21 protein-coding genes and 1 riboswitch are annotated in these 22057 nt (G+C 47.6%); of the genes, 15 read left to right on the top strand and 6 right to left on the bottom strand.

What is annotated here, in order from left to right; genetic code table 11:
- Positions 1–9: 9 nt before the first annotated feature.
- Positions 10–861, top strand: coding sequence for a transglutaminase family protein (locus tag H615_RS0100570; protein ID WP_027953339.1), 852 nt, complete (start codon positions 10–12; stop codon positions 859–861).
- Between the two features lie 40 nt (positions 862–901).
- Here the strand turns inward: H615_RS0100570 and brnQ are convergent, their stop codons facing one another.
- Positions 902–2221: a branched-chain amino acid transport system II carrier protein gene (gene brnQ / locus H615_RS0100565; RefSeq protein WP_027953338.1), complete on the bottom strand. Its 1320-nt coding sequence runs from the start codon at positions 2219–2221 to the stop codon at positions 902–904.
- 342 nt (positions 2222–2563) lie between these two features.
- On the opposite strand from brnQ, the gene H615_RS0100560 reads away from it, so the two are divergent.
- On the top strand, positions 2564–4417 hold the full coding sequence (locus tag H615_RS0100560; protein ID WP_027953337.1) for a cation:proton antiporter: 1854 nt from the start codon (positions 2564–2566) through the stop codon (positions 4415–4417).
- A 525-nt stretch (positions 4418–4942) separates the two neighbouring features.
- On the opposite strand, the gene H615_RS22490 is transcribed toward H615_RS0100560, so the two are convergent.
- A complete protein-coding gene (locus H615_RS22490; RefSeq protein ID WP_169516173.1) occupies positions 4943–5119 on the bottom strand; it encodes an SE1832 family protein in 177 nt (58 codons plus the stop codon).
- Between the two features lie 119 nt (positions 5120–5238).
- On the opposite strand from H615_RS22490, the gene H615_RS0100550 reads away from it, so the two are divergent.
- The 4 genes from H615_RS0100550 (at position 5239) to H615_RS0100535 (ending at position 9268) form a co-directional block, all read left to right on the top strand.
- On the top strand, positions 5239–6087 hold the full coding sequence (locus tag H615_RS0100550) for a GNAT family N-acetyltransferase (RefSeq protein ID WP_027953336.1): 849 nt from the start codon (positions 5239–5241) through the stop codon (positions 6085–6087).
- A 237-nt stretch (positions 6088–6324) separates the two neighbouring features.
- Positions 6325–6879 (top strand): TRAP transporter small permease, encoded by a 555-nt coding sequence (locus H615_RS0100545; RefSeq protein ID WP_027953335.1) that lies wholly within the window; start codon positions 6325–6327, stop codon positions 6877–6879.
- A gap of 27 nt (positions 6880–6906) precedes the next feature.
- Complete coding sequence (locus tag H615_RS0100540; RefSeq protein ID WP_027953334.1) at positions 6907–8172, top strand: TRAP transporter large permease; 1266 nt, start codon at positions 6907–6909, stop codon at positions 8170–8172.
- A 76-nt stretch (positions 8173–8248) separates the two neighbouring features.
- Positions 8249–9268 (top strand): DctP family TRAP transporter solute-binding subunit, encoded by a 1020-nt coding sequence (locus H615_RS0100535; RefSeq protein WP_242520416.1) that lies wholly within the window; start codon positions 8249–8251, stop codon positions 9266–9268.
- Between the two features lie 32 nt (positions 9269–9300).
- On the opposite strand, the gene H615_RS0100530 is transcribed toward H615_RS0100535, so the two are convergent.
- Positions 9301–10485 (bottom strand): MFS transporter, encoded by a 1185-nt coding sequence (locus H615_RS0100530; protein WP_027953332.1) that lies wholly within the window; start codon positions 10483–10485, stop codon positions 9301–9303.
- A gap of 83 nt (positions 10486–10568) precedes the next feature.
- Positions 10569–11642: an AI-2E family transporter gene (locus H615_RS0100525; RefSeq protein ID WP_027953331.1), complete on the bottom strand. Its 1074-nt coding sequence runs from the start codon at positions 11640–11642 to the stop codon at positions 10569–10571.
- 170 nt (positions 11643–11812) lie between these two features.
- On the opposite strand from H615_RS0100525, the gene pepT reads away from it, so the two are divergent.
- The 5 genes from pepT (at position 11813) to H615_RS0100500 (ending at position 15446) form a co-directional block, all read left to right on the top strand.
- Positions 11813–13039: a peptidase T gene (pepT, locus tag H615_RS0100520; RefSeq protein WP_027953330.1), complete on the top strand. Its 1227-nt coding sequence runs from the start codon at positions 11813–11815 to the stop codon at positions 13037–13039.
- Between the two features lie 331 nt (positions 13040–13370).
- Entirely contained in the window at positions 13371–14141 is a 771-nt protein-coding gene (locus H615_RS0100515; RefSeq protein ID WP_027953329.1) for a TerC family protein, read from the top strand.
- A 184-nt stretch (positions 14142–14325) separates the two neighbouring features.
- Positions 14326–14523: an SE1561 family protein gene (locus tag H615_RS0100510; RefSeq protein ID WP_027953328.1), complete on the top strand. Its 198-nt coding sequence runs from the start codon at positions 14326–14328 to the stop codon at positions 14521–14523.
- Positions 14523–14978, top strand: a complete 456-nt coding sequence (locus H615_RS0100505) for a GNAT family N-acetyltransferase (RefSeq protein WP_027953327.1) — start codon at positions 14523–14525, stop codon at positions 14976–14978. The genes H615_RS0100510 and H615_RS0100505 overlap by 1 nt, the downstream gene beginning before the upstream one ends.
- An 18-nt stretch (positions 14979–14996) precedes the next feature.
- A complete protein-coding gene (locus H615_RS0100500) occupies positions 14997–15446 on the top strand; it encodes an OsmC family protein (protein ID WP_027953326.1) in 450 nt (149 codons plus the stop codon).
- 132 nt (positions 15447–15578) lie between these two features.
- On the opposite strand, the gene H615_RS0100495 is transcribed toward H615_RS0100500, so the two are convergent.
- Entirely contained in the window at positions 15579–17240 is a 1662-nt protein-coding gene (locus tag H615_RS0100495; RefSeq protein ID WP_027953325.1) for a glycoside hydrolase family 13 protein, read from the bottom strand.
- Positions 17241–17695: 455 nt separating this feature from the next.
- Positions 17696–17845: riboswitch (FMN riboswitch) on the top strand.
- Between the two features lie 131 nt (positions 17846–17976).
- Here H615_RS0100495 and ribD point away from each other — a divergent pair.
- Genes ribD through ribH form a run of 4 tightly spaced genes read left to right on the top strand, consistent with a single transcriptional unit; the run spans position 17977 to position 21412 of the window.
- The gene (gene ribD / locus H615_RS0100490; RefSeq protein WP_027953324.1) at positions 17977–19071 is read left to right on the top strand and encodes a bifunctional diaminohydroxyphosphoribosylaminopyrimidine deaminase/5-amino-6-(5-phosphoribosylamino)uracil reductase RibD; all 1095 of its coding nucleotides are present in this window, start codon (positions 17977–17979) and stop codon (positions 19069–19071) included.
- Complete coding sequence (gene ribE, locus H615_RS0100485; protein ID WP_027953323.1) at positions 19071–19721, top strand: riboflavin synthase; 651 nt, start codon at positions 19071–19073, stop codon at positions 19719–19721. Before ribD ends, ribE begins: the two co-directional genes overlap by 1 nt.
- A 15-nt stretch (positions 19722–19736) precedes the next feature.
- On the top strand, positions 19737–20930 hold the full coding sequence (locus H615_RS0100480; protein ID WP_027953322.1) for a bifunctional 3,4-dihydroxy-2-butanone-4-phosphate synthase/GTP cyclohydrolase II: 1194 nt from the start codon (positions 19737–19739) through the stop codon (positions 20928–20930).
- 14 nt (positions 20931–20944) lie between these two features.
- Complete coding sequence (gene ribH, locus H615_RS0100475; protein ID WP_027953321.1) at positions 20945–21412, top strand: 6,7-dimethyl-8-ribityllumazine synthase; 468 nt, start codon at positions 20945–20947, stop codon at positions 21410–21412.
- Positions 21413–21862: 450 nt separating this feature from the next.
- Here the strand turns inward: ribH and H615_RS22615 are convergent.
- Positions 21863–22057 (bottom strand): hypothetical protein (locus tag H615_RS22615; protein ID WP_211225359.1); only part of this gene is annotated, 195 nt, incomplete at its 5' end.

The following is a 22057-nucleotide window of genomic DNA, read 5'->3' as shown; positions in this document are numbered from 1 at the left end:
GAATACCCAGTGAAGTTTCAAATCGAACATACCAATACCTTCTATTATGATAATTTCGTGGACCAGAGCATGAATCATATCCGGCTTAAACCGAGAACCGATGAATGTCAGCGTCTGCTTGCCTACCGGACGGAGATTACGCCGTCCTCCATGACAAAGGAACATATCGATTTGTGGGGAAACCATGTGGAAACATTTTTTATTCCGGAAAAACATGAACACCTTACTCTCAAAACGATTTCCACCGTCAGTATCCAAAAAAGTCCATTCATCCGTATGATCGAATGCTCGGATGAGATGCAGTCGATTTTCCATTCAGAATTGTTCCGGCATCATTACCTGGCTTATATAAATGAAACACCCTATACCTTTTTATATAAAGAACAGATTGAAGAATTCAAGGAGATTCTGGGACCCATGCAGGACCCTGTCCGGTATTCCCTGCGATTGATGGAGTACATTCACGAGTCGTTCCGTTATGATACAAGTACGACCCAGGTGAGTACGAAAGCGTATGAGTCCTGGCCGTTTCGTGCAGGTGTCTGTCAGGATTATGCCCATATTATGATTGGCGTCCTCCGTTCCCAGGGGATTCCGGCCCGTTACGTAAGTGGGTATTTATATGTAGGGGAAGACTCTGCCTTAGTCGGAGATGCCGCTACACACGCCTGGGTGGAAGTCATGATTCCGGGTATTGGCTGGGTCGGTCTTGACCCGACCAACAATGTAGAAGCTCTTGAGCAGCATATCCGTATCGGTACGGGAAGGGACTATGCAGATGTCAGCCCGCTGCAGGGAGTTTATCGTGGGGGCGGCCAGAACCTGGACGTGAAAGTCAGCGTCACGCTCATTGATCAGTAATAAAAAATCCCTCTTTCATAAAAGAGGGATTTTCTAATACCTAAGATTTCTGGTAACTCTCTGTTGTTCTCGTCTGACCTTTGAAGGTTTGATACAGCCAGCCGGCAAGACCGCCGATAATGGCCGGGAACACCCAGCTCAGGTTCAGCTCATAAAAGGGAAGGCGGCTGATAAACGGGGTAACAGCGGAGACATCGGCCCCGAATGCTGCCAGTCCATCATAAAGCCCGATGAAAGCTGTCAGAATGATTGCTCCACGGTACACATAGGAAGAGTGGTTGAACAGCCGGCTCATGAACGTCAGACCGACAAGGACGATCGTAATAGGGTAGACGAACACTAAGACGGGTACAGAATAGGAAATGATCTGGTTTAATCCGATGTTGGAAATAGCGAGACTCACGATGGTCACGAGTACAATGACGGAATGATACGACAGCTTCCGGACACGCTTCGAGAAAAACTGTCCACAGGCGACGGTCAGTCCAACACAGGTGGTTAGACAGGCCAAACCGACAATAACACCAAGAAGAACAGTACCCGTATCTCCAAACATGATCTGGGCGGCCCCGGATAGGATCGCACTTCCGTTATCATACGTACCTTCTACGGCCATTTTAGCTCCGATCCAGCCGATAGCCACATAAACGGATGTCAGACCGGCAGCTGTGACAAGCCCGGCTTTTAATGTGGAGAGCGTCACCTGCCTGGGCTCTGTAACACCGCGTTCCCTAAATGATGATACGACAAGTATTCCAAAAGCGAGGGAAGCGATGGCATCCATGGTCAGGTATCCTTCGACAAAGCCGGTAAAGAATGGCTGGGACGCATACTTTTCGCCTGCCGGCTGTATGGGACCGTCAAGGGCGAAGAAGCTGCCGATCACAAGGGCGACGATGGCCAGAAACAGGGCAGGTGTCAAAAATTGACCGATTCGATCCACTAATTTGGAAGGATTGCGGCTCAATAAATACACGAGCAGGAAAAAGACGATGGTAAAGATAAAGAGCGTCAGGGATTCTCCGTTTACAAAAGGCGCTACACCTGTTTCAAATGCGACGTTGGCTGCTCTTGGTATGGCGAAGAAAGGCCCGATCACTAAATACACCATGGAAGTAAAAAGAATTCCGAACAGAGGGTGCACGCGTCCGGCCAGCTGGACCGCGCCGTTTTGAACAAGAGAGATGGCAGCCACTGTGATGATGGGAATACCGACTCCCGTTATGACGAACCCTAGAATAGCAGGTGTATAAGACGTTCCTGATTCAATTCCTAACGTAACAGGGTAGATTAAATTGCCGGCGCCGAAAAATAAGGCAAATAGTGTAAATCCGATAAACAGCGTATCTCTGGCTCTCATAAAGCAGCTTCCTCCTCATGGGTGTCTATATATTCTGCGTAAAAAAAATCGCTCCTATCCAGACATGAACACAGCTTGTCTGGAAGTGACGATAGGCGTGGGATCCATCAAAAATTTTAAGAAATTTCAATTAGCACCGGAGTAATGTTATCAGGGAGGGAATACCATGTCAACCCTTTTGTCTGAAAATTTAAACGGTTAAGATTACCAGGAAGAGAATGTCATGATATTTTCATAAAACTGATAAGATAAGTTAGTTTACAGAAGGAAAACCGGGTTATAGAATATGGCTATACATCAATCACGGCTGTTGATAAACATAGAAGATAAGGAGACTACTACATGATCGATTCGCTGTTACTGCAATTGACCCTGGTTGGCTTTCTCGGCGTCGGCTCTCAATGGGTGGCATGGCGCTTCCGCCTGCCGGCTATCGTAGTCATGTCCATCGCCGGACTGCTGGCTGGACCTGTATTTAATTTAATGAACCCGGAACAGGATTTTGGAGATCTTTACAAACCGATAATCTCCCTGGCTGTTGCGGTGATTTTGTTTGAAGGCAGTTTGAATCTTGACTTTAAGGAAGTTCGTGGACTGGGGAGACCGGTGTTCCGGATTGTTACGTTCGGCGCATTCTTCAGCTGGATTCTCGGGTCCTTTGCTGCCCATTATGTTGCCGGGCTGTCCTGGGCGGTGGCCTTTACGATCGGCGGTTTGTTTATTGTAACCGGACCGACCGTGATCCTCCCGCTTCTCAGGCAGGCGAAACTGAAACCCAGACCCGCTAAGATTCTTAAATGGGAAGGGATTATCGTCGATCCGATCGGAGCGCTTCTTGCGGTTTTCGCGTTTGAAATCATTGTGTTTCTAACTGTCAATGACCCATCGGCCCTGCTTATGTTCTTTTTAGCTTCAGCTTTCGCAGTCTTTCTTGGCTGGCTGTGCGGAAAAGGCGTAGGATGGATGTTCGAAACCGGCTACGTGCCGGAGTTTTTAAAGTCGCCTGTCGTATTCGCGGTTGTCATTGCCTGCTTTACAGGAGCAGATGAAGTCATGCATGAGACAGGTCTTCTCTCTGTTACTGCGATGGGGATGACTCTTGCTAATATGCACATTTCATCCATTGCGGACATGAGGCACTTTAAGGAGAATATCTCCCTGCTGTTAATTTCAACAATCTTTATTATGCTGACAGCTTCCTTAACGGTGGATACACTGGTGGAGATCTTTAATATCCGGATTATCGGTTTTGTTCTTCTGATGTTATTCATCGTTCGGCCGTTGTCGATCTTCCTGTCGACAATCGGAACGGATTTATCAAAATCAGAAAAACTGCTCGTGGGCTGGATTGCTCCAAGGGGTATTGTAGCCCTTACGGTTGCCAGTTACTTTGCGAGTATCCTGCTTGAAGGTGGATATGAAGATGCATCCATACTGATCTCCCTTACCTTCGCCCTTGTCTTTACGACAGTTGTGGCTCATGGATTTTCCATCGGCTGGCTCGCTAAAAAACTCGGCTTGTCTATGGAAGGACCGCCGGGGGTGTTGATTGCAGGTGGAAGTGCGTTCACAACAGGCCTGGCAAAAACGCTGGAGGAACTGAAAATTCCAGTGCTTCTTACGGACTCTTCCTGGCAGCGACTGTCACGGGCGCGTTCCAGGGGGATTGCCTCTTATCACGGGGAGATCCTTTCTGAACAGACGGAATATTATCTCGACATGACGCCTTATGAATACCTCGTGGCGGCAACAGAACTGGATTCCTACAACGCACTGGTCTGTACGACATTCGTGCCGGAATTCGGCAGGAACAACTCTTTCCAATTGAGTCTCTCCAATAAGGAAGGGGATAATTTGGAAGATCTTGTTCATACAATTGGAGGCCGTGTCCTGTTTGAGGAAGGAGCTTCGTGGGAAGAACTGAACGCCCGGGTTGAAAATGGGTATGTGTTCAGAAAAACAACCCTGACGGCTCAATATTCTTTTGAAGATTATCGAAAAAATATGGATGAACATGCGATGCTGCTATTCGCCAAACGGACATCCGGTAAAGTTGAATTCTTCACACCTGGGGTGGAGTTCCGTCCTGAAAATGGGGATGTGATCGTTTCCTTAATGCCTCCGAGCAAGGAATTCGAAAAAATTCAGGAAAAGCTCGAAGGTCAGAGGAAGAACCAGGAAGAGAAAAAATCATAAAGCAGCAAAGTCAAAGGAGAAGCCGGAACCGGCTTCTCCTTTGACTTTGGAAAAAGTGGTTGTAAGGTCGTGTAGAAGGCAGCGTTCCGCTTATCGGTGGATGCTTGCCGCGGGCACGGCCTCAGCTAACTTGGTCAAGGAAGCCACTTGACCAAGTGGATCTTCGGCTCGTGCTGTTCCCGCAGGCGTCACCACCGAACGCTCCTCGCCGGCGGCATGGTTCGGTTGTAAGCAGGAAACGATCTTAACAGTTATTAAAATGGTCCAAAAACCGTTCATGCACAGGTAATGGAGACCCTGCCAGGATACGAAAACCTTCATGGTTGCTTAAGTGAAGGTTCGTATTTTCGATTATGAAAGAACATTCCTGCGGAAAAACAGACGTCCAAGAACCCCCATGGAGGTTTTTCTGGGAGACTTGGACGTTCCTCCGGTAAAGGGAATGGTCAGAATTTCTGAAGACAAGAGGCTGCACTGGGATTCTATACAAAACAAGGAGAAGCCGACATCGGCTTCTCCTTCTTATTATACTTCTGCAAGCTTCTTATTTAATACCTTCAACTCTTCTTCCATCCGGGCGAGCTGCTGTTCAGCATTTTGGATATTCCCACCGGCGGCTTCCAGTTTATCAAGATCGCCTTGGATTCGTACATAGTCTGATTTTAAGAAGGCGATTTGGTCACGAATTTCCTGTTCAGTCACAGGATCACTCCTTTTCATCTTGTTCTCCATTTATTGACAACGTATAATGGAAAAACGATACTATATTCAGAATTTTAACAAAAAATAGTTTAGAGTTAAAGGGGAAGGGGTAATAATTGATGATCATTCATAATGACGAAAGTCCTAAAGAGTTCTTGTCCAAGGTGGAACCACTCCTCTTGGAAAAAGAAGCTGAAAATAACCTGCCTTTAGGTGTTCTGGAGCGTTTCGTGCTTGGCAGGGAAGAAGGATCCTGTTATACCCTCCGTATTACGGAAGGGGACAAGACGGAATACATGGCTTTACGCACACCCCCTCATTTGTGGATTCTGCCGAGCGTACGAGGAGATGCCACTCCTTACATTAAAGCAGCAGCCCGTTATTTCTATAACCATGAATACGAAGTGCCGGGTGTCATCGGAGATGAAAAATCGACCGCCGTATTCGTAGAAGAATGGACGCAGCTGACTGCTGTCACACCTCAGGTCCATGTACAGCAGGGCGTCCATCGTCTTGATGAATTGAATGACATTCCTCAAAGCAGCGGTAAACTCCAGGCCGCAGACATGTCCCACCACTCCATAGTAAAAGAATGGATGACCCAGTTTGGAAAAGAAACGAACGAACCCCTTGTCGTGGAAAGAGCGGCGGAGCTGACCGACAGCCTCATCCGTGACCAGCGCTTATTCCTATGGCTGGTGGACGGAACACCGGTTTCGATGGCAGGCCGGGCCAGAACAACGAAAAACGGGGCAACCATCAACGCTGTTTTTACACCGGACTCCTTTAAAAAAAGGGGTTACGCCACCCAGGCGGTCTGGCACTTAACGAAAGATCTTCTTCAGAAGGGATACAGCTTCTGCTCGTTATACACAGATCTCGCCAATCCTACCTCAAACTCCATTTATAGAAAAATCGGGTATAACAAAATCAGTGACTCCATCGTTTATCATTTTCACAAAAATTAAAAATAAATGTTATATATTGTAAATGTAAGCGGTAAAGAGGAGGATTCTCTATCTAGAACGAGCTATCCGCATCATAAAGGACCTTCACCCATGCATTTCCATCTGAGGGCTTGATTTGGTTAATCAGTACAAAATATTCTGTTCATACTGATTTGAGTGAATTTTATGGTTCCGGTATGATGTTTAGTAATTGGCCTGAAAACTACTACATTCGATCTATTTAGGAGGATTACATACTTGAAGGTTTTTAAGGCAGTAGACAAAATCATATTAAAAATTGAAGAATTCATATTAAGCTACGCAGTCATTATTATTGCTTTAATGGTTGTAGGCAAGGCTTTGAGCCGGGCTCTTTTCAGCTATTCGCCGCCCTTCGCTGATGAAGTCAGTCAAATTGCCATTGTCGTAGCCACCTTTATGGGGATCAGTTATGCCGCGCGTAAAGGACGGCATATCAGCATGTCCGCCTTTTATGATCTGGCCCCTTTTAAGGTGAGGAAATTCCTTTCTATTCTAATTCCCTTCGGCACAGCAGCCGTGCTGTTTGTCCTAGCTTATTATTCGAGCCTTTATGTACAGGATGTGTATGAGTCAGGAAGAGTGACGTCAGCACTGGAAATGCCGGCCTATTACCTCTACATCTTCATTCCAATCGGGTTTTTGCTGGGAGGCATCCAGTTCCTTAGAAACATGTGGATCAACATTACGAACCGGGATGAAGTGTACTTGGGAACCGATGTCAAGGACTACAACGACGAAGATACAAATGATCTGGAAGGAACGCATTTATAAAAATCGGATACAAGAAAGGATAACGATATGATCGCGACTATGCTCATTATCATGGTGGTGCTTTTATTCTTAAACTTTCCCATGATGATTCCGCTGATGGCAGCCCCATTAGTCATCATGTTTATTTATTTCCCAACATTGGACCCCATGATCCTCATGCAGCAATTCTCTACAGGAATCGAACCATACGTATTACTAGCTGTTCCCTTATTCATTTTTGCCGCTGATATTATGACAACAGGAAAGACATCGAACCGCCTTCTGGATTTCATTGGCTCATTCATCGGCCATATCCGTGGAGGATACGCTGTAACAACAGCGGCGGCCTGTACGCTTTTTGGCGCGATATCAGGGTCCACACAGGCTACAGTAGTCGCCATCGGTAAGCCGATGAGAGAGCGGCTTCTGAAAATCGGTTATAAAGATCCATCAGCCATCGCCTTAATTATCAATTCCAGTGATGTCGCACTCCTTGTGCCGCCAAGTATTGGAATGATCATATACGGTCTCGTTTCCGGCACTTCTGTCGGTGACTTGTTCATCGCTGGGATCATTCCCGGGATCATCGTATTCATCAGCTTTGCGGTCTACAGCATCATCTACGCTAAAATGGCCGATATTCCGCTGGCAGGAAAGGCGAGCTGGAGCGAAAGGTGGACGATGACAAGAAAAGCGATTCTGCCGCTCGGATTTCCAATTGTCGTCATCGGCGGTATTTATACAGGGCTCTTCAGTCCTACAGAAGCAGCGGGGGTTTCGGTGCTGTACGCCTTTATTCTCGAGGTGTTCATTTATCGTTCCGTACATATCAAAGAGCTTCCGAAAATCGCCAGGTCCACGGGTCTTGTTACTTCAGCCGTTTTTGTTCTTGTAGCGGGTGGACAGGCTTTTACATGGGTCATTTCCTTTGCCCGGATCCCGCAGATGATTACGGAAACCGTTCTTGGAACCGATCCTAGTGCGATCTATGTCCTATTGATGGTCACGCTCTTCTTCTTTATCGGTTGTATGTTTGTCGACCCGATCGTCGTCATTCTCATTCTGACGCCGATTTTCTACCCGGCTGCGATGAGTGCCGGTATAGATCCGGTCCACCTCGGAGTGGTCATCACATTCCAGGCGGCTCTGGGATCAGCTACGCCGCCGTTTGGAGTGGATATCTTCACGGCCAGTGCGGTCTTCAATAAACCGTACCTGGAGGTGATCAAGGGGACACCGCCGTATATTCTTATTTTGTTTGCTATCTCAGGTTTACTTATATTTTTTGACGAACTGTCACTCTTCCTTCTTTAGGGAGAGGAGAGTTTAAATACAAAGGGAGGTCATTATCATTCGAAAAAAGAATGGATTAGCAGTTCTAATTTTAGGATTGATCAGCTTGGTGCTGGCTGCCTGTGGAGGCGGTGAAGAAAGCAGCGGTGACAATGGGGGAGATGGACAGACCTACAATTGGAAATTCGTAACAGAGGAAGTGGAAGGTCAGGTTCAGTATGAATACGCCCAGGAGTTCGCCAAGCGCATGAATGAAAAATCCGACGGTGCTGTTAATATCGACGTGTATGAATTCGGAGGACTCGGTAGTGAAACAAACCAGGTTGAGCAGCTGCAGAGCGGTACCGTGGAAATGGCTGTCATGTCTCCAGGGTTCACAGGGAACATGGTGAAAGAAGGACAGATCTTTGCGCTCCAATTCCTTTTTCCTGAAAGTGTAGAAAAGACACAGAACATCCTCAACGACAGTGAAGCCTTGAATACAGATCTGCGCGAGCTTTACGAAGAACACAGCATTTCTCCGCTTTCCTTCTGGTCTGAAGGTGCGATGCAGTGGACAGCAAGCAAGGAGATTTCCGAACCTGCGGATTTCGAAAACTTCAAGATGCGTACACAAACGTCTCCATTGATCCTGAAGTCTTATGAGGCGTATGGCGCTGATCCGACACCAATGAGTTGGTCTGAGCTTTACACAGCCCTTGACCGTGGCACAGTGGAAGGACAGGAAAACCCGATCTTCTTCATTGGGGATGCCTCCTTCAACGAAGTACAGGACTATATGACGATGTCGAATCACAACAACTACGTAGCGATGACTACTGTGAACACAGACTGGTATGCCGGCCTTGACGAAGAAATGAAAACGATGGTGGATGAAACAGTAACAGAGATGCAGGATTGGGTATTTGAAGAACAGAAGAAGCAGAACGAAGAATACTTAGAAACCATTAAGAACGATACGGAAAACCCGACAGAGATTGTAGAACTTTCCGACGAACAGCGGGAAGCTTTTAAAGAAAAGGCTGAACCTGTCCGCGACTTCTACCGCAGCGAAGTATCCACAGTAGATGGCAAAGTTCTTGATAAGCTGATTGAAGAAATCAATGCTGCAGAATAATGAAAAAGCCCCGCTGTGATGCGGGGCTTTTATTATTGAGGCGACTGCCACGGTTCGGTCTGTCTTCTTAAGTCGATCACCGTCAGTACCATCACGACTAAAAAAAGGAAGCTGGAAATTTTGAACAGGGCAGCTGTGTTTACAAATTGATAGATAAACCCGAGAACGAGAGCACTCGCGCCGATGCCGAGGTCAATGGAGGAGTAGTACATCCCGTTGGCTATCCCGCTTCGCTCGATGGAGGTCTTGGAGATGACCCAGGCCTGGAGTGCCGGCATCATGGATCCATAGCCGGCACCGAATAAGGCTCCCGCGATAATAAGGTCCAGATTCGAATCGGCTGATGCCAGTACCCACATCGCAATGAAGGAAATGACCGAGCATACAATAATCAAGTTCCATGGACCACGCTTATCAAAATACCGCCCGGTAACCGGACGGGAGACGGTAGCGAGGACGGCATTGAAGAAGTAAAAAAGAAAGGTTCCGTCAAGACCTTGTTCGTTCCCGAAGATGACGATATAGGTGACGACCGCTCCGTACCCAAACGTGTTGAGAATCGTAACGAGAGCCGGATACCAGCTCCGCTTTTCGATTAAGGCGTCCTTAAAGGAGAAACGGGGCGGATTTTTTTGATTTTCATATACCTGATCCGGAGTCGTAAAGCTGGTGACTGAAAATAAAAGGAGTGCAATGATTCCAAGGGCCGCGGAAATCCATACGAGTAGAGAGAATGAATAGTTCTGATACAAGTAGATACCGAGACTTGGAGCCATGATCATTCCGACAGTAACGGATAAACCGAAATAGCCCATCCCCTCACCTACACGGCGTCTTGGGACGATGTCAACAGCAGCGGTTCCGTTGACCGTCGTCGACCATCCCCATGCAAGGCCGTGGATGAAGCGGATGACCAGCAGGAAGAAGACGACCTGTGTCAAAGGATACATCATAGTCAGAAGAAGCAGGGCACCGGCACCGATGAGGATGAGCAGTTTCCGTGCCCGGGTCATCAGCAGGTGACCGATAAACGGACGAATCACGATCGCTGCAAAAGCGAAGGTGGTCGTAATCAAGCCGACTTCAAGGGCACTGCCGCCAATCGACTCGATATACGGGGGGAGGTTGGGAAGCAGCATCTGGAAGCTCATGAACGTAAACAAGTTGGCGAGAATGAGAAAAATAAAAGGACGGGTCCATAATCTTGGTTTATGCATAGAAAATCCCTCGCTTCGATGATATGGAATGAAAAAAGGAGACCCCCTATTGAAAACAATAGCGGGTCAAAGCGTTTGTATAATCAGCTGTGATCAGCTGTTCTCCGGTCAAGCCACTCCTGATAGAAGTGACGGACAATTGTCTTGATAACGGCATAGGTGGGAATAGCAAATAATAGTCCAAGGAAGCCGGCAAGACTTCCAGCTGCGAGAATCAAGGTAATGATGGTGAGCGGATGGATGCTCAATGCTTTACCCATGACGTTTGGCGAAACAAAATTCCCTTCCAGCTGCTGAGCGATAATCGTAATGACAGCCACCCACACAGCCAGGATGGGATCTTCGAACAATCCGACAAGGATGGCTGGTACCACGGCCAGGAAGGGGCCGACGAATGGGATAACATTCATCACCATGGCAAATAAAGACAGTGTCAGAGCGTATGGAAGATCGATGATTAAATAACCGACAAGCAGCAGCAGACCGACAACAATACTGACCGTCAGCTGACCGAGAATGAAGGAATGAAGCGTATGATCGATGTCGTGAGCCAGTTTAGCAAAACTTTTCCCCGCTCTTTTTCCTAAAAACTGCCTGATGAACGGGATAAGTTTGTCGCCATCCTTCAGCATGAAGAAAAGGAAAAACGGGATCAGCACAAGGGCGAATACAAAGCTGATCAACTGGCTTACGACGTTGATGACCACCGTGGAGGCATCCTGCAGGTAAGATTCCAGGTTGTTGGCCACATTATCGATGGTCGCATTGAACTGACTTGGTATAATGTCCTGATTCTGCTGCCAGTATGTTACGCCTTCGCCAATCATTTCAGCCATATCCGGAATGTTATCTACGAGCCGGGTGAACTGCTCCTGGGCGATAGGAGCAATGAACTGGGTGATGATGTAACCGAGAACAATGAACAGTAGGAAGATGATGACAATTCCGAGGATTCTCGGCACCTTGTAGTGTTCCAGAAGCTTTAGTAATGGCCGGGATAAATAAAACAGAATCCCGCCGCCGATTAAAGGAAAGGCGATGGCTCCGACATAGGTCATGATCGGATCAAAGAAAAACTGAATTTGATGCAGCAGTAAAATCAACAGAGCAAGCAGGATGGCAGTTACGATGGCTTGAAACCATTTTTTTTGGACCACAGATAAGACACACCTTTTTATGTAGAATGAAGAAAAGCTGGATGCTCCAGCTTTCAGACGTTCGTGCATATTCGTTATAATAAGGATACCAAATTTCGGGGGGGAAGCAATAGATTTACTTTTCCTGTATGAAAGTTTAACCCGAAAGAGACATGGGAGGAGCATCAATGATGAAAAAAGAACTGTTGGAGCGTTTTGTTTCTTATGCGAAAATGAATACCCAATCCGATGAAACCACCGATCGTACTCCTTCAACGAAAGGACAGTGGGAGCTCGCTCATAAGCTTGTCGCAGAACTTGAAGCCATCGGGATGAGTGAAGTCCGTGTGGATGACCATGCTTATGTGATGGCAACTCTTCCTTCAAATACGGAAAAAGATGTGCCGGTGATCGGCTTTCTCGCTCACCTGGATACAGCCACCGATTTTACCGGCGAACACGTAAGTCCTCAAATTGTTGAAAACTACGACGGAGAGGCGATCCCTTTGAATGAAGAGGTGGAGCTTCGTCCGGAAGATTTTCCTGAGCTTTCTGCCTATAAAGGGCAGACGTTGATTACAACGGATGGAACGACCCTGCTTGGGGCCGATAATAAAGCAGGCATTGCCGAAATTATGACAGCTGTGAATCATCTGATTCAACATCCCGAAATCAAGCACGGGAAAATCCGCGTGGCGTTTACGCCGGATGAAGAAATCGGCAGAGGTCCCCACAAATTTGACGTCGATCGCTTTGGCGCTTCCTACGCTTACACCGTGGACGGAGGTCCGCTCGGTGAACTTCAGTATGAAAGTTTCAATGCAGCAGGCGCCAAGCTCATATTTAACGGAAACAGTGTGCATCCGGGGACGGCAAAAAATAAACTCGTCAACGCGGTAAAGCTTGCTCTGGAATTCCAAAATCAGCTTCCAGCCGAAGAAGCGCCTGAACATACAGAAGGGTATGAGGGTTTTTACCATCTCCTTGGCCTGCAAGGGAATGTGGATCGGGCTGAGCTTTCCTATATTGTGAGGGATCACGATAAAGAAAAATTTGAGGAGAAAAAACAGCGGTTACATGAGCTGGCTGCTGAAATGAATGAACGCCTTGGAGAAAAACGGGTGACAGTGGAGATGGAGGATCAGTATTACAACATGGGGGACAAAATCAAACCGGTCCGCCATATTGTTGATATCGTTGAAGAAGCGATGCAGAACAAAGGTGTCAAGCCCGTCATTCAACCGATCCGCGGAGGGACGGATGGGTCACAGCTCTCCTACATGGGACTTCCTACGCCGAATATTTTCACCGGGGGAGAAAACTTCCACGGAAAGTATGAGTACATACCTCTGGAGAGTATGGAAAAAGCGGCAGAGGTCATCGTCGAAACCACCCGTTTATTTGAAGAGAAAGCCTGATGGACGCGTGTTATCCCGAATGTATCAAACGATTGATGAACGACGTATAAGGATTCCGTCCCCTCCCCATACTAAAGTGATTCCATAATGTGGGCGGGAATGATTGACAAAAAAAGGCTTCATGCTATGATTAAGAAAGATATAGCATTCCTAAAGGGGAGTAGCTGATACAATAAAGTCGTCATTTCGGGAGTCCTCCCCGGCTTTATTGGCAACGTACGTTGTTAGCGAGACCTTTACCCACAGTGGTAAAGGTCTATGTAATGGCCCGGACCACTTTGGTCGGGGCCATTTTTTAATGGCAGCTTGTATAAATGAGGAGAGTGAAACTGTGGATGTTCAATTGTTGATTGAGTATGGCTGGGTTTTGATTGTACTTGTCGGTCTGGAAGGTATTCTAGCCGCAGACAACGCTCTTGTTCTGGCCATTATGGTGAAGCACCTGCCGGAAGAAAAGCGTAAAAAAGCCCTGTTTTATGGACTGCTTGGTGCGTTCATTTTAAGATTTGGTTCTTTATTCATTATATCTTTCCTTGTCGATGTCTGGCAGGTGCAGGCTCTTGGTGCCGCCTACCTCTTATTCATCTCGATCAAACACCTCGTTGATAAATGGAGGTCCAGCGGAGAGGAAGAGGAAGAAGAGGAAGACACAGGTTCAGGACGGGGCAAAGGCTTCTGGATGACTGTATTGAAGGTCGAGCTTGCAGACCTTGCTTTTGCAGTGGATTCGATTCTGGCTGCTGTCGCCCTTGCGGTTGCTCTTCCAGAAACGGATCTTCCCAATGTCGGAAGTCTGGATGGGGGACAGTTTGGCGTCATCCTGGCAGGAGGGATGATCGGAATTATCATCATGCGTTTTGCTGCCAACGTGTTCGTCAATCTGCTTCAATCCCGTCCGGGTCTTGAAATCGCCGCCTTTGTTATTGTGGGATGGGTCGGTGTAAAGCTTGTCGTATCAACGCTTGCCCACCCGAATATTCAAATCCTCGATGAACACTTTGCTCATTCGACGGTATGGAAAATTATATTCTATTCTGTTCTTGTTCTAATTGCAGTGCTCGGCTGGTTCCTTTCCGGTAAAAAGGAAGAAAAGCAAGCCTGAGTTTAAAGCGAAAGAGCCCGGCATTGAGGAGAAAACCCGTACTATGTGCGCACACAGTACGGGTTTTCATGTATCACTCAGTTGAAGAACGGCACTTTCCGCACCCGTTCATGGGCCGTGGAAGTGTCGTTTGGTTTATTGAAAATAAAAAGAACGATACAATATAGAAAAGGGGGAATGAGCGGTGGGAAAAGCTGTAGAGAATACATCCGATCAATTCCGTTATGTGAAAAACCGGATTGATATGCTGCACCAGGTTGTTGAGAGCATGGATCCAGAAGAACTCGATCGGGAAGATTTTCAGCGTGTCCATCAAATGGTGGAGCAGCTGCATATAAAAATGGATCGCTTCAAGAAAGACTGGGACGCCCGGGAGTCATAATGTCCATCAACTTTTCCAGGATGACCCAGCAGGAAGCCGAGGAAATGGCGGCGTGGCATTATCCACCGCCGTATGATTTTTACGATATGACCGCTGATGAAGAAGATTATCATGAGTTTATCGACCCTCATCGGAGAAGCCCGCATACGTACAGCGCCTACAAGGAAGGTGCGCTGATCGGCTTCTTCACCTTTCATCCGACTGATGAAGAAACGGTGGATGTGGGCCTTGGACTCCGCCCCGATCTAACAGGAAAGGGGAAAGGAGATTCCTTCGTGGCAGCTGGTTTGAGTTTTGCGGAGCGCCACTATGAGGCCTGTTTTTTTACATTGAGCGTTGCTGAGTTCAATCAGCGGGCAGTCGAAGTATACCGAAGAGCGGGATTCAAAGAAACGCACCGGTTTATGCAGAAAACAAATGGAGGTACGTATCCATTCATTGCTATGAAAAAATAAAAAGGAGGTTGTTCTGCTTTGGCATTACATCATTTTCATTTAAAAGCAGACTGGCCGGGCGGCCGCAACGAAGTCGGCCGGATCGAATCAGATAAATTGAAAACAGAAATCTCCATCCCTAAAGAAATGGACGGACCGGATGTAGGAACAAACCCGGATGAAATGCTTCTGGGAGCGGCGGCGACCTGTTACATCATTACGCTGGCCGCTATGATTGAAAGAGCGGATCTGCCGCTTCAGGAAATGGATATGACTTCGGAAGGTCAGGTCGATGTGACCGACGGAGTCTTCACCTACAAGAAAATCATTCACCGTCCCCGCGTCGTGTTGAAGCGGGAGGCAGATGAGAAGGACCTGCAAAAACTTCAGCGCCTTGTTGAAAAAGCTGAAAAGTCCTGCATGATCTCACGAGCGATTGCAGGAAACGTAGCGTTGGAGCTGGACTCAGATGTAACCATTGCTTCCTGACTGACAGGAAGGGAAGAAAAAAAGCGGTCTGTATGGCATTTCATACAGGCCGCTTTTCGTTTCTAATGAATCCGCCTTGTCGGGAAGAGAGAACCACTATACATCCACCATGGTTTCATGAGCCTTCCGCCTTTACGTTTCCATAAGGTAAACACGGGCTTCATAAGGCTTCAACGGGAAGCTGGATACGTTGGTATGAAGGTTTACAATTGTATTGGACAACATCAGCTGACTTGAGCTGAGCGGTTCCTCCGCCTGAAAGTCAGCTGCTTGATCGGTCAGATTGACGATGACGATGGCTTTTTTATTGTCCAGCGTCCTTGTATAAGCATAAATCTGCTCATCTTCTGGAAGAAGCAGATCATAAATGCCGTACGTAAACACATCCTGCTCCTTTTTCATGGCAATCATTTTTTTGTAATAGTTCAAAATGGAATGAGGGTCCTGTTCTTGATCGGCCACGTTGATGGACGTGTAGTTCGGGTTGATTTTCATCCACGGTTTTCCAGTTGTAAAACCGGCCTGTGCTTCACGGCTCCACTGCATCGGTGTACGACTGTTGTCCCGGGATGTGTTCCAGAGAATGTTCATGATGTCCTCATGAGCCATGCCTTTTGCTTTTTTGTTCTGATATAAGTTTTTCGCAGCCACATCATCATAATCTTCAATGGAAGGGAAGGCCATATTCGTCATGCCGATTTCCTGACCTTGATAAATGTAAGGTGTCCCCTGCATAAAGAAATACATCGTTGCAATCGCCGTCGCACTTTCCCGCCAGTAGACTTGATCATCCCCCCACGTCGAAACGACCCGGGCCTTGTCATGGTTTTCTACAAAGAGAGCGTTCCATCCATCACCTTCAAGAGCTTTCTGCCATCGGGTCAGTACTTTTTTCAACCCCTTAATGTCAAGCTGCTGTTCAGCATCCTGATCCCAAAGATCCAGGTGCTCGAATTGGAAGATCATATCCATTTTTCCGTTGTCGCCGACCCATTGATCCGCTTCATCGGCGCTTACCCCGTTCGCTTCTCCGACTGTCATCACGTCATAATTATCGTATGTGCGGTCTTTGAATTCCTGAAGGTGGGTGTGGATCCCTTTTTGGTTCATATGCATATCAAAGGAGGACACATACGTTTCTTTTTTAGGGTTCGGCATATCAGGAAAGCCCGGCCGCTTTTTGATATGGCTGATGGCGTCTATGCGGAAGCCGTCGATTCCTTTATCCAGCCACCAGTTCACCATGCTGTATAAAGCTTCGCGGACGTCTTCGTTCTCCCAGTTCAAGTCCGGCTGCTTTCTGGAGAACACATGAAGGTAATACTGACTTGTTTCCTCGTCATATTCCCATGCCGATCCTTCAAAGATACTCTCCCAGTTGTTCGGCTCGCGGCCGCCTCTGCCATCGCGCCAAATATACCAGTCCCTCTTTGGATTGTCCTTGGATTTCCGGGATTCTAAAAACCACGGATGTTCATCACTTGTATGGTTGAGGACGAGGTCGATGATCAACTTCATGTCACGCTTATGCACTTCCTTAAGCAGCTCGTCGAAATCCTCCATCGTTCCGAATTCATCCAGGATGTCCTGATAATCAGAAATATCATAACCATTATCGTCCTTCGGCGATTTATACATTGGGCAGATCCAAATGAAATCAATGCCCATATCTTTCAAATAGTCCAGACGGCTGATCATTCCCTGCAGATCCCCGATCCCATCTCCGTTTGAATCTTGAAAACTTCTAGGATAAACTTGATATCCTACCGCTTCTTTCCACCATACCCGTTCCATATACAGCCCCTCTTTCCTAATAAAATCACTCGTGATATGCAAACGTTTTCTTATTGTGAATGATTGAATAAACAGCTTGATTATTCAATAGCCATAACTATAAAAAATCTAGAAATATATCATATTATGCAAACGTTTTCCTGATAAATCCTATACTAGCTGATTTTCTTCTGCTTTACAATAGGAGGTTCGTGAAAACAGCGGGCTTACACATCATTGGATTGTTAAAATCAGAGGTATCGATTTGGTGAATCTTCTGTGTGGATGTTGAAAGACTGTCATGGATCCTGTTGATTTCACAACAAGGCATTATGAATCGGGTGGACAGTTATCCGTGTACCCCTGATGGGGGTGGTCAGTTTTATGAGTACATAGCCTTAATGGGTGCTGTTTAAACCTTAAGGATTGCGGCAGCTGAGGATTTCATATATATTTAAAGTAATTCAACTGAATATGGAAACCTTCGGGGTCGGGTGAAAGTCCCAGCCGGCGGTAATGAGCTTCTGCTCTCAGCCCGCGACGGAGAATCAGTGTTAAGCACGGTTCTCCCTGATTTGGTGAAATTCCAAAGCCGACAGTTAAAGTCTGGATGGGAGAAGGTAATGGAAACGTATAGGTACCGTTTATGCAACACGTGTACCCTTTGTTTGCTGTACGCAAAAAAATGACGTTTAAGACCCTGGAGAAGTATGTCTTCTTCAGGGTTATTTTTATGGAAAAAGAGCAGGTGATGAAGATGGAGCGTGATGAGCAGTACATGGCAATGGCTGTACAGATGGCCAGGGAAACGGTCGGCCAGACGAGTCCCAATCCTTCAGTAGCCGCTATTGTGGTCAAAGATAATCAAGTCGTCGGTATGGGCGTGCATGTGAAAGCTGGTGAACCTCATGCGGAAGTGCACGCACTACGGATGGCAGGAGAAAAAGCGGAAGGAGCGGACATCTATGTCACCCTAGAACCGTGCAGCCACCATGGACGGACGCCACCGTGTGCCGAAGCTGTCGTGAAGGCAGGCATCCGCCGGGCCGTTACGGCTTCATCGGATCCGAATCCTAAAGTTTCCGGCCGGGGCATTGAAATGATGAAGCGGCAGGGAGTGGAGGTCCGGACGGGGGTTTTGAAAGACGAGGCTGATGAACTGAATCGTGCGTTCTTTCATTACATTCAAACAGGTGAACCTTATGTCCGTTTAAAGACAGCGATGAGCCTTGACGGAAAAATTGCCACCGCCAGTGGAGAGAGTCAATGGATCACAGGAGAAGAGGCGCGGCAGGACGGTCACCGCTATCGTCATCAATCGGACGCGATTCTCGTCGGAATCAATACGGTCATGATGGATAATCCGACATTGACGACAAGAATTCCGGGTGGCGGAAAGCATCCGATCCGTCTTGTCCTCGACACGCACCTTCGTATTCCGGCTGCTTCGAAGCTGATACAAAACAATGAATCTCCAACGTGGATTTTCACGTCAGCGGATATACCGGATGAAAAGCGTCTGATTCTTGAAAAGTATCCCCATGTCCGCCTTATTCCGCTTGGCCGCACCATCGATCCTACAGAAGTCCTGCGCTATTTAGGAAAGCACAAGGTTACCTCTCTCCTTGTTGAAGGAGGGGCCACCATTGCCGACGCTTTTGTCAGATCAGGAAAGGTGAATGAGACGATTACGTATATTGCTCCCAAATTGATCGGTGGAAAAGAAGCACTGACCCCGGTTGCCGGCCGCGGCATCCAACAGTTGAAACAGGTGGCATCTTTTGAGTTTGTATCGACCGAAAAGCTTGGAGAAGATATTAAAATTGTTTCGATCAGAAAAGGGGAATCCTAATGTTTACAGGAATTGTGGAAGAAATAGGAACACTGAAGTCCGTTAAAAGTAAAACAGAAGCGTTGGAGATAAAGATTGCGGCATCCAAAATCCTGGAAGATATCAAGCTCGGTGACAGTATTTCCATTAACGGTGTCTGTCTGACCGTTACAGATTATACGAAGGATACCGCATCCTTTGATGTGATGCCGGAAACGTACCGAGCCACCAACATCCATGAATTAAAGCAGGGCAGCGATGTCAATCTTGAACGCGCGATGGCGGCAGATGGACGTTTCGGTGGTCACCTTGTATCGGGTCATATTGACGGTACGGGAGAAATTGTTTCAAAACGGCCGGAGTCCAACGCCGTCTATTATGACATTCAGCTTCCGTCCGACTTGGTTCCTTATTTTGTCTATAAAGGCTCGATAGCTGTCGATGGTACATCCCTGACTGTATTCGGAGTAGAAGAGGATCGTGTCACCATTTCTTTGATTCCGCACACGATGGAACATACCGTTCTCGGCAGGAAAGGTCCGGGAGACAAAGTCAACATCGAATGTGACATGATTGGAAAATATGTCGCTCACTTCCTGAGTGGGCAGAATCAAGAGCACCCGCGATCAGCCATCTCCAAAAAGATGCTGGCTGATAACGGGTTTGCATGAAGAGGGGGAAAGCACATGTTTGATTCGGTTGAAAAAGCGATTGATGTATTGAAGCAGGGAAAGCTTGTCATCGTTTGTGATGACGAGGACAGGGAAAATGAAGGGGACTTTATCGGAATCGCAGAACATGCTTCCACAGAGATGATCAATTTTATGATCAAGCATGGGCGTGGGCTGGTGTGTGCCCCGATTACGAATGAAACAGCTGAAGCGCTCGAGCTGATGCCTATGGTCAATGATAATTCAGACCCTAATCAGACAGCGTTTACGGTCAGTGTGGATCATCAAGAGACAACGACTGGAATTTCAGCGGACGAACGGGCCCTGACCATCAGAGAAATGCTGAACCCGGAAAGTAAAGCTTCCGATTTCCAGCGGCCTGGTCATATTTTCCCGTTGATTGCCAAGGAAGGCGGCGTGCTGCGGAGAGCAGGTCATACGGAAGCTGCTGTCGACCTGGCACGTCTTGCGGGAGCCCGGCCGGCCGGTGTCATCTGTGAAATCATTAAAGATGATGGAACGATGGCCCGTGTGCCTGACCTGAAAGAAATGGCCGAGGCGTTTGACATTCCGATGATCACCATTGCGGATTTGATTGCCTACCGCCACGAGCAGGAAAATCATGTGACCCGGGAAATAGAAGTGCAGATGCCTACAGAATACGGCGAATTCCGAGCGGTAGGCTTCAAGAATGATATCGATTTTAAAGACCACATCGCTCTTGTGAAAGGAGACATCCATCCGGATGAGCCGACCCTTGTACGGGTACACTCCGAATGTCTGACAGGGGATGTCTTCGGTTCCTACCGCTGTGACTGCGGTCCTCAGCTTCACAACGCTCTACGGCAGATATCCGAAAATGGCAGCGGTGTTCTGCTGTACATGAGGCAGGAAGGCCGCGGCATCGGGTTAATGAATAAATTGAAAGCCTATAAGCTTCAGGAAGAAGGCTATGACACGGTGGAAGCGAATGAAAAACTCGGCTTCGGGCCTGATTTAAGAGATTATGGTGTCGGAGCTCAAATTCTGAAGGACCTGGGCATTACAAAACTTCGTCTGCTGACGAATAACCCGAAGAAAATTTCCGGACTTGGAGGCTTTGGTCTTGAGGTTGTCGAGAGGGTGGCTGTTCAGATGCCTTCCCGCAAAGAAAATGAAAGCTACTTGAAAACGAAACAGTCTAAAATGGGGCACTTATTCCACTACTAGAAAGGAAGAGACATATGGTCAAAACATTTGAAGGTAATCTTGTAGGAACAGGACTGAAAATCGGTATTGTAACAGGAAGGTTCAACGACTTTATTACGAGTAAGCTGTATGAAGGAGCTGTGGATGCGCTGAAGCGCCACGGCGTCGATCTAAACGATGTAGAGGCCGCTTATGTGCCTGGAGCTTTTGAAATTCCATTGGCGGCTCAGAAGATGGCGGAAACCGGGAAGTACGATGCGGTCATCACCCTGGGGGCTGTTATCCGCGGCTCCACTCCGCATTTCGACTATGTTTGCGGCGAAGCGGCCAAAGGGGTTTCCCAGGCTTCCCAGAAGACTGGAATCCCGGTCATCTTCGGGGTCATTACAACGGACACCATTGAACAGGCCATCGAGCGTGCAGGTACGAAGGCCGGTAACAAAGGCTGGGAGGCTGCCACAGCAGCGATTGAAATGGCAACACTGATGAACGCCTTCAAATAAAAAAACGGGTCTTCTGGAATTAGAACCTTTTGGAATAAACAGGGCTTTCCAGAGGTGGTATCTGCGGTTATGTTTCGCTTATCGGTGGATGCCTGCCGCGGGGGCCACCACCGAACACTTCTCGTAATTTCGTCAAAATAGTATAAAAAAAGGGGGGTCTGCTTAGCAGACCCCCCTTTTGGCTGTAGAAAAAGCCTGTGTTAACCAGTTAGAATTGTCCACTTGTCGTGTGAAGGGTCACTTTCCGCTTATCGGTGGATGAATGCCGCGGGCACGCCCTCAGCTGATTTGGTAAGGAAGGCCGCCTGCCCAAGTGGATCTTCGGCCCGTGCTGTTCCCGCAGGCACCACCGCACGCTCTTCGTGCCGACGTTAGAATATAGAGGAGAGAGACTGCGCACTAAGCAGGTTCGCAGATTCAAAAGAACGGCATCGTCTGCGCTATTGCCGCTCACGTGGAAAAGAAAAAGGGAAAGAACAGGCGCTGATGATGGCTGCCGGAATATGAAAAAGACTCTCCTCCATCCAGCAAGGGAGAGCTGGGTGAAGGAGAGTCTTGTTTGATGTTAAAGAACGCCCAAGGAGCGGTGCCCCTTCCACTCCTGCGGAAGAACGAGTGGTCCGAGATCGCCGAGCGTGGGTTTTG

The sequence above is a fragment of the Halobacillus kuroshimensis DSM 18393 genome, assembly GCF_000425705.1.
Lineage (GTDB): Bacteria > Bacillota > Bacilli > Bacillales > Halobacillaceae > Halobacillus > Halobacillus kuroshimensis.
Note: the sequence above shows the minus strand (reverse complement) of the source record. Positions and strands in the feature narration are given on the sequence as shown.

What these genes read in the sequence shown, in the direction of transcription:
- brnQ (WP_027953338.1), bottom strand. Translation starts at nt 2,221, where the DNA reads ATGAGAGCCAGAGATACGCTGTTTATCGGATTTACACTATTTGCCTTA.
- H615_RS0100560 (WP_027953337.1), top strand. Translation starts at nt 2,564, where the DNA reads ATGATCGATTCGCTGTTACTGCAATTGACCCTGGTTGGCTTTCTCGGC.
- H615_RS0100550 (WP_027953336.1), top strand. Translation starts at nt 5,239, where the DNA reads ATGATCATTCATAATGACGAAAGTCCTAAAGAGTTCTTGTCCAAGGTG.
- H615_RS0100540 (WP_027953334.1), top strand. Translation starts at nt 6,907, where the DNA reads ATGATCGCGACTATGCTCATTATCATGGTGGTGCTTTTATTCTTAAAC.
- H615_RS0100530 (WP_027953332.1), bottom strand. Translation starts at nt 10,485, where the DNA reads ATGCATAAACCAAGATTATGGACCCGTCCTTTTATTTTTCTCATTCTC.
- pepT (WP_027953330.1), top strand. Translation starts at nt 11,813, where the DNA reads ATGAAAAAAGAACTGTTGGAGCGTTTTGTTTCTTATGCGAAAATGAAT.
- H615_RS0100505 (WP_027953327.1), top strand. Translation starts at nt 14,523, where the DNA reads ATGTCCATCAACTTTTCCAGGATGACCCAGCAGGAAGCCGAGGAAATG.
- H615_RS0100495 (WP_027953325.1), bottom strand. Translation starts at nt 17,240, where the DNA reads ATGGAACGGGTATGGTGGAAAGAAGCGGTAGGATATCAAGTTTATCCT.
- ribD (WP_027953324.1), top strand. Translation starts at nt 17,977, where the DNA reads ATGGAGCGTGATGAGCAGTACATGGCAATGGCTGTACAGATGGCCAGG.
- ribE (WP_027953323.1), top strand. Translation starts at nt 19,071, where the DNA reads ATGTTTACAGGAATTGTGGAAGAAATAGGAACACTGAAGTCCGTTAAA.
- H615_RS0100480 (WP_027953322.1), top strand. Translation starts at nt 19,737, where the DNA reads ATGTTTGATTCGGTTGAAAAAGCGATTGATGTATTGAAGCAGGGAAAG.
- ribH (WP_027953321.1), top strand. Translation starts at nt 20,945, where the DNA reads ATGGTCAAAACATTTGAAGGTAATCTTGTAGGAACAGGACTGAAAATC.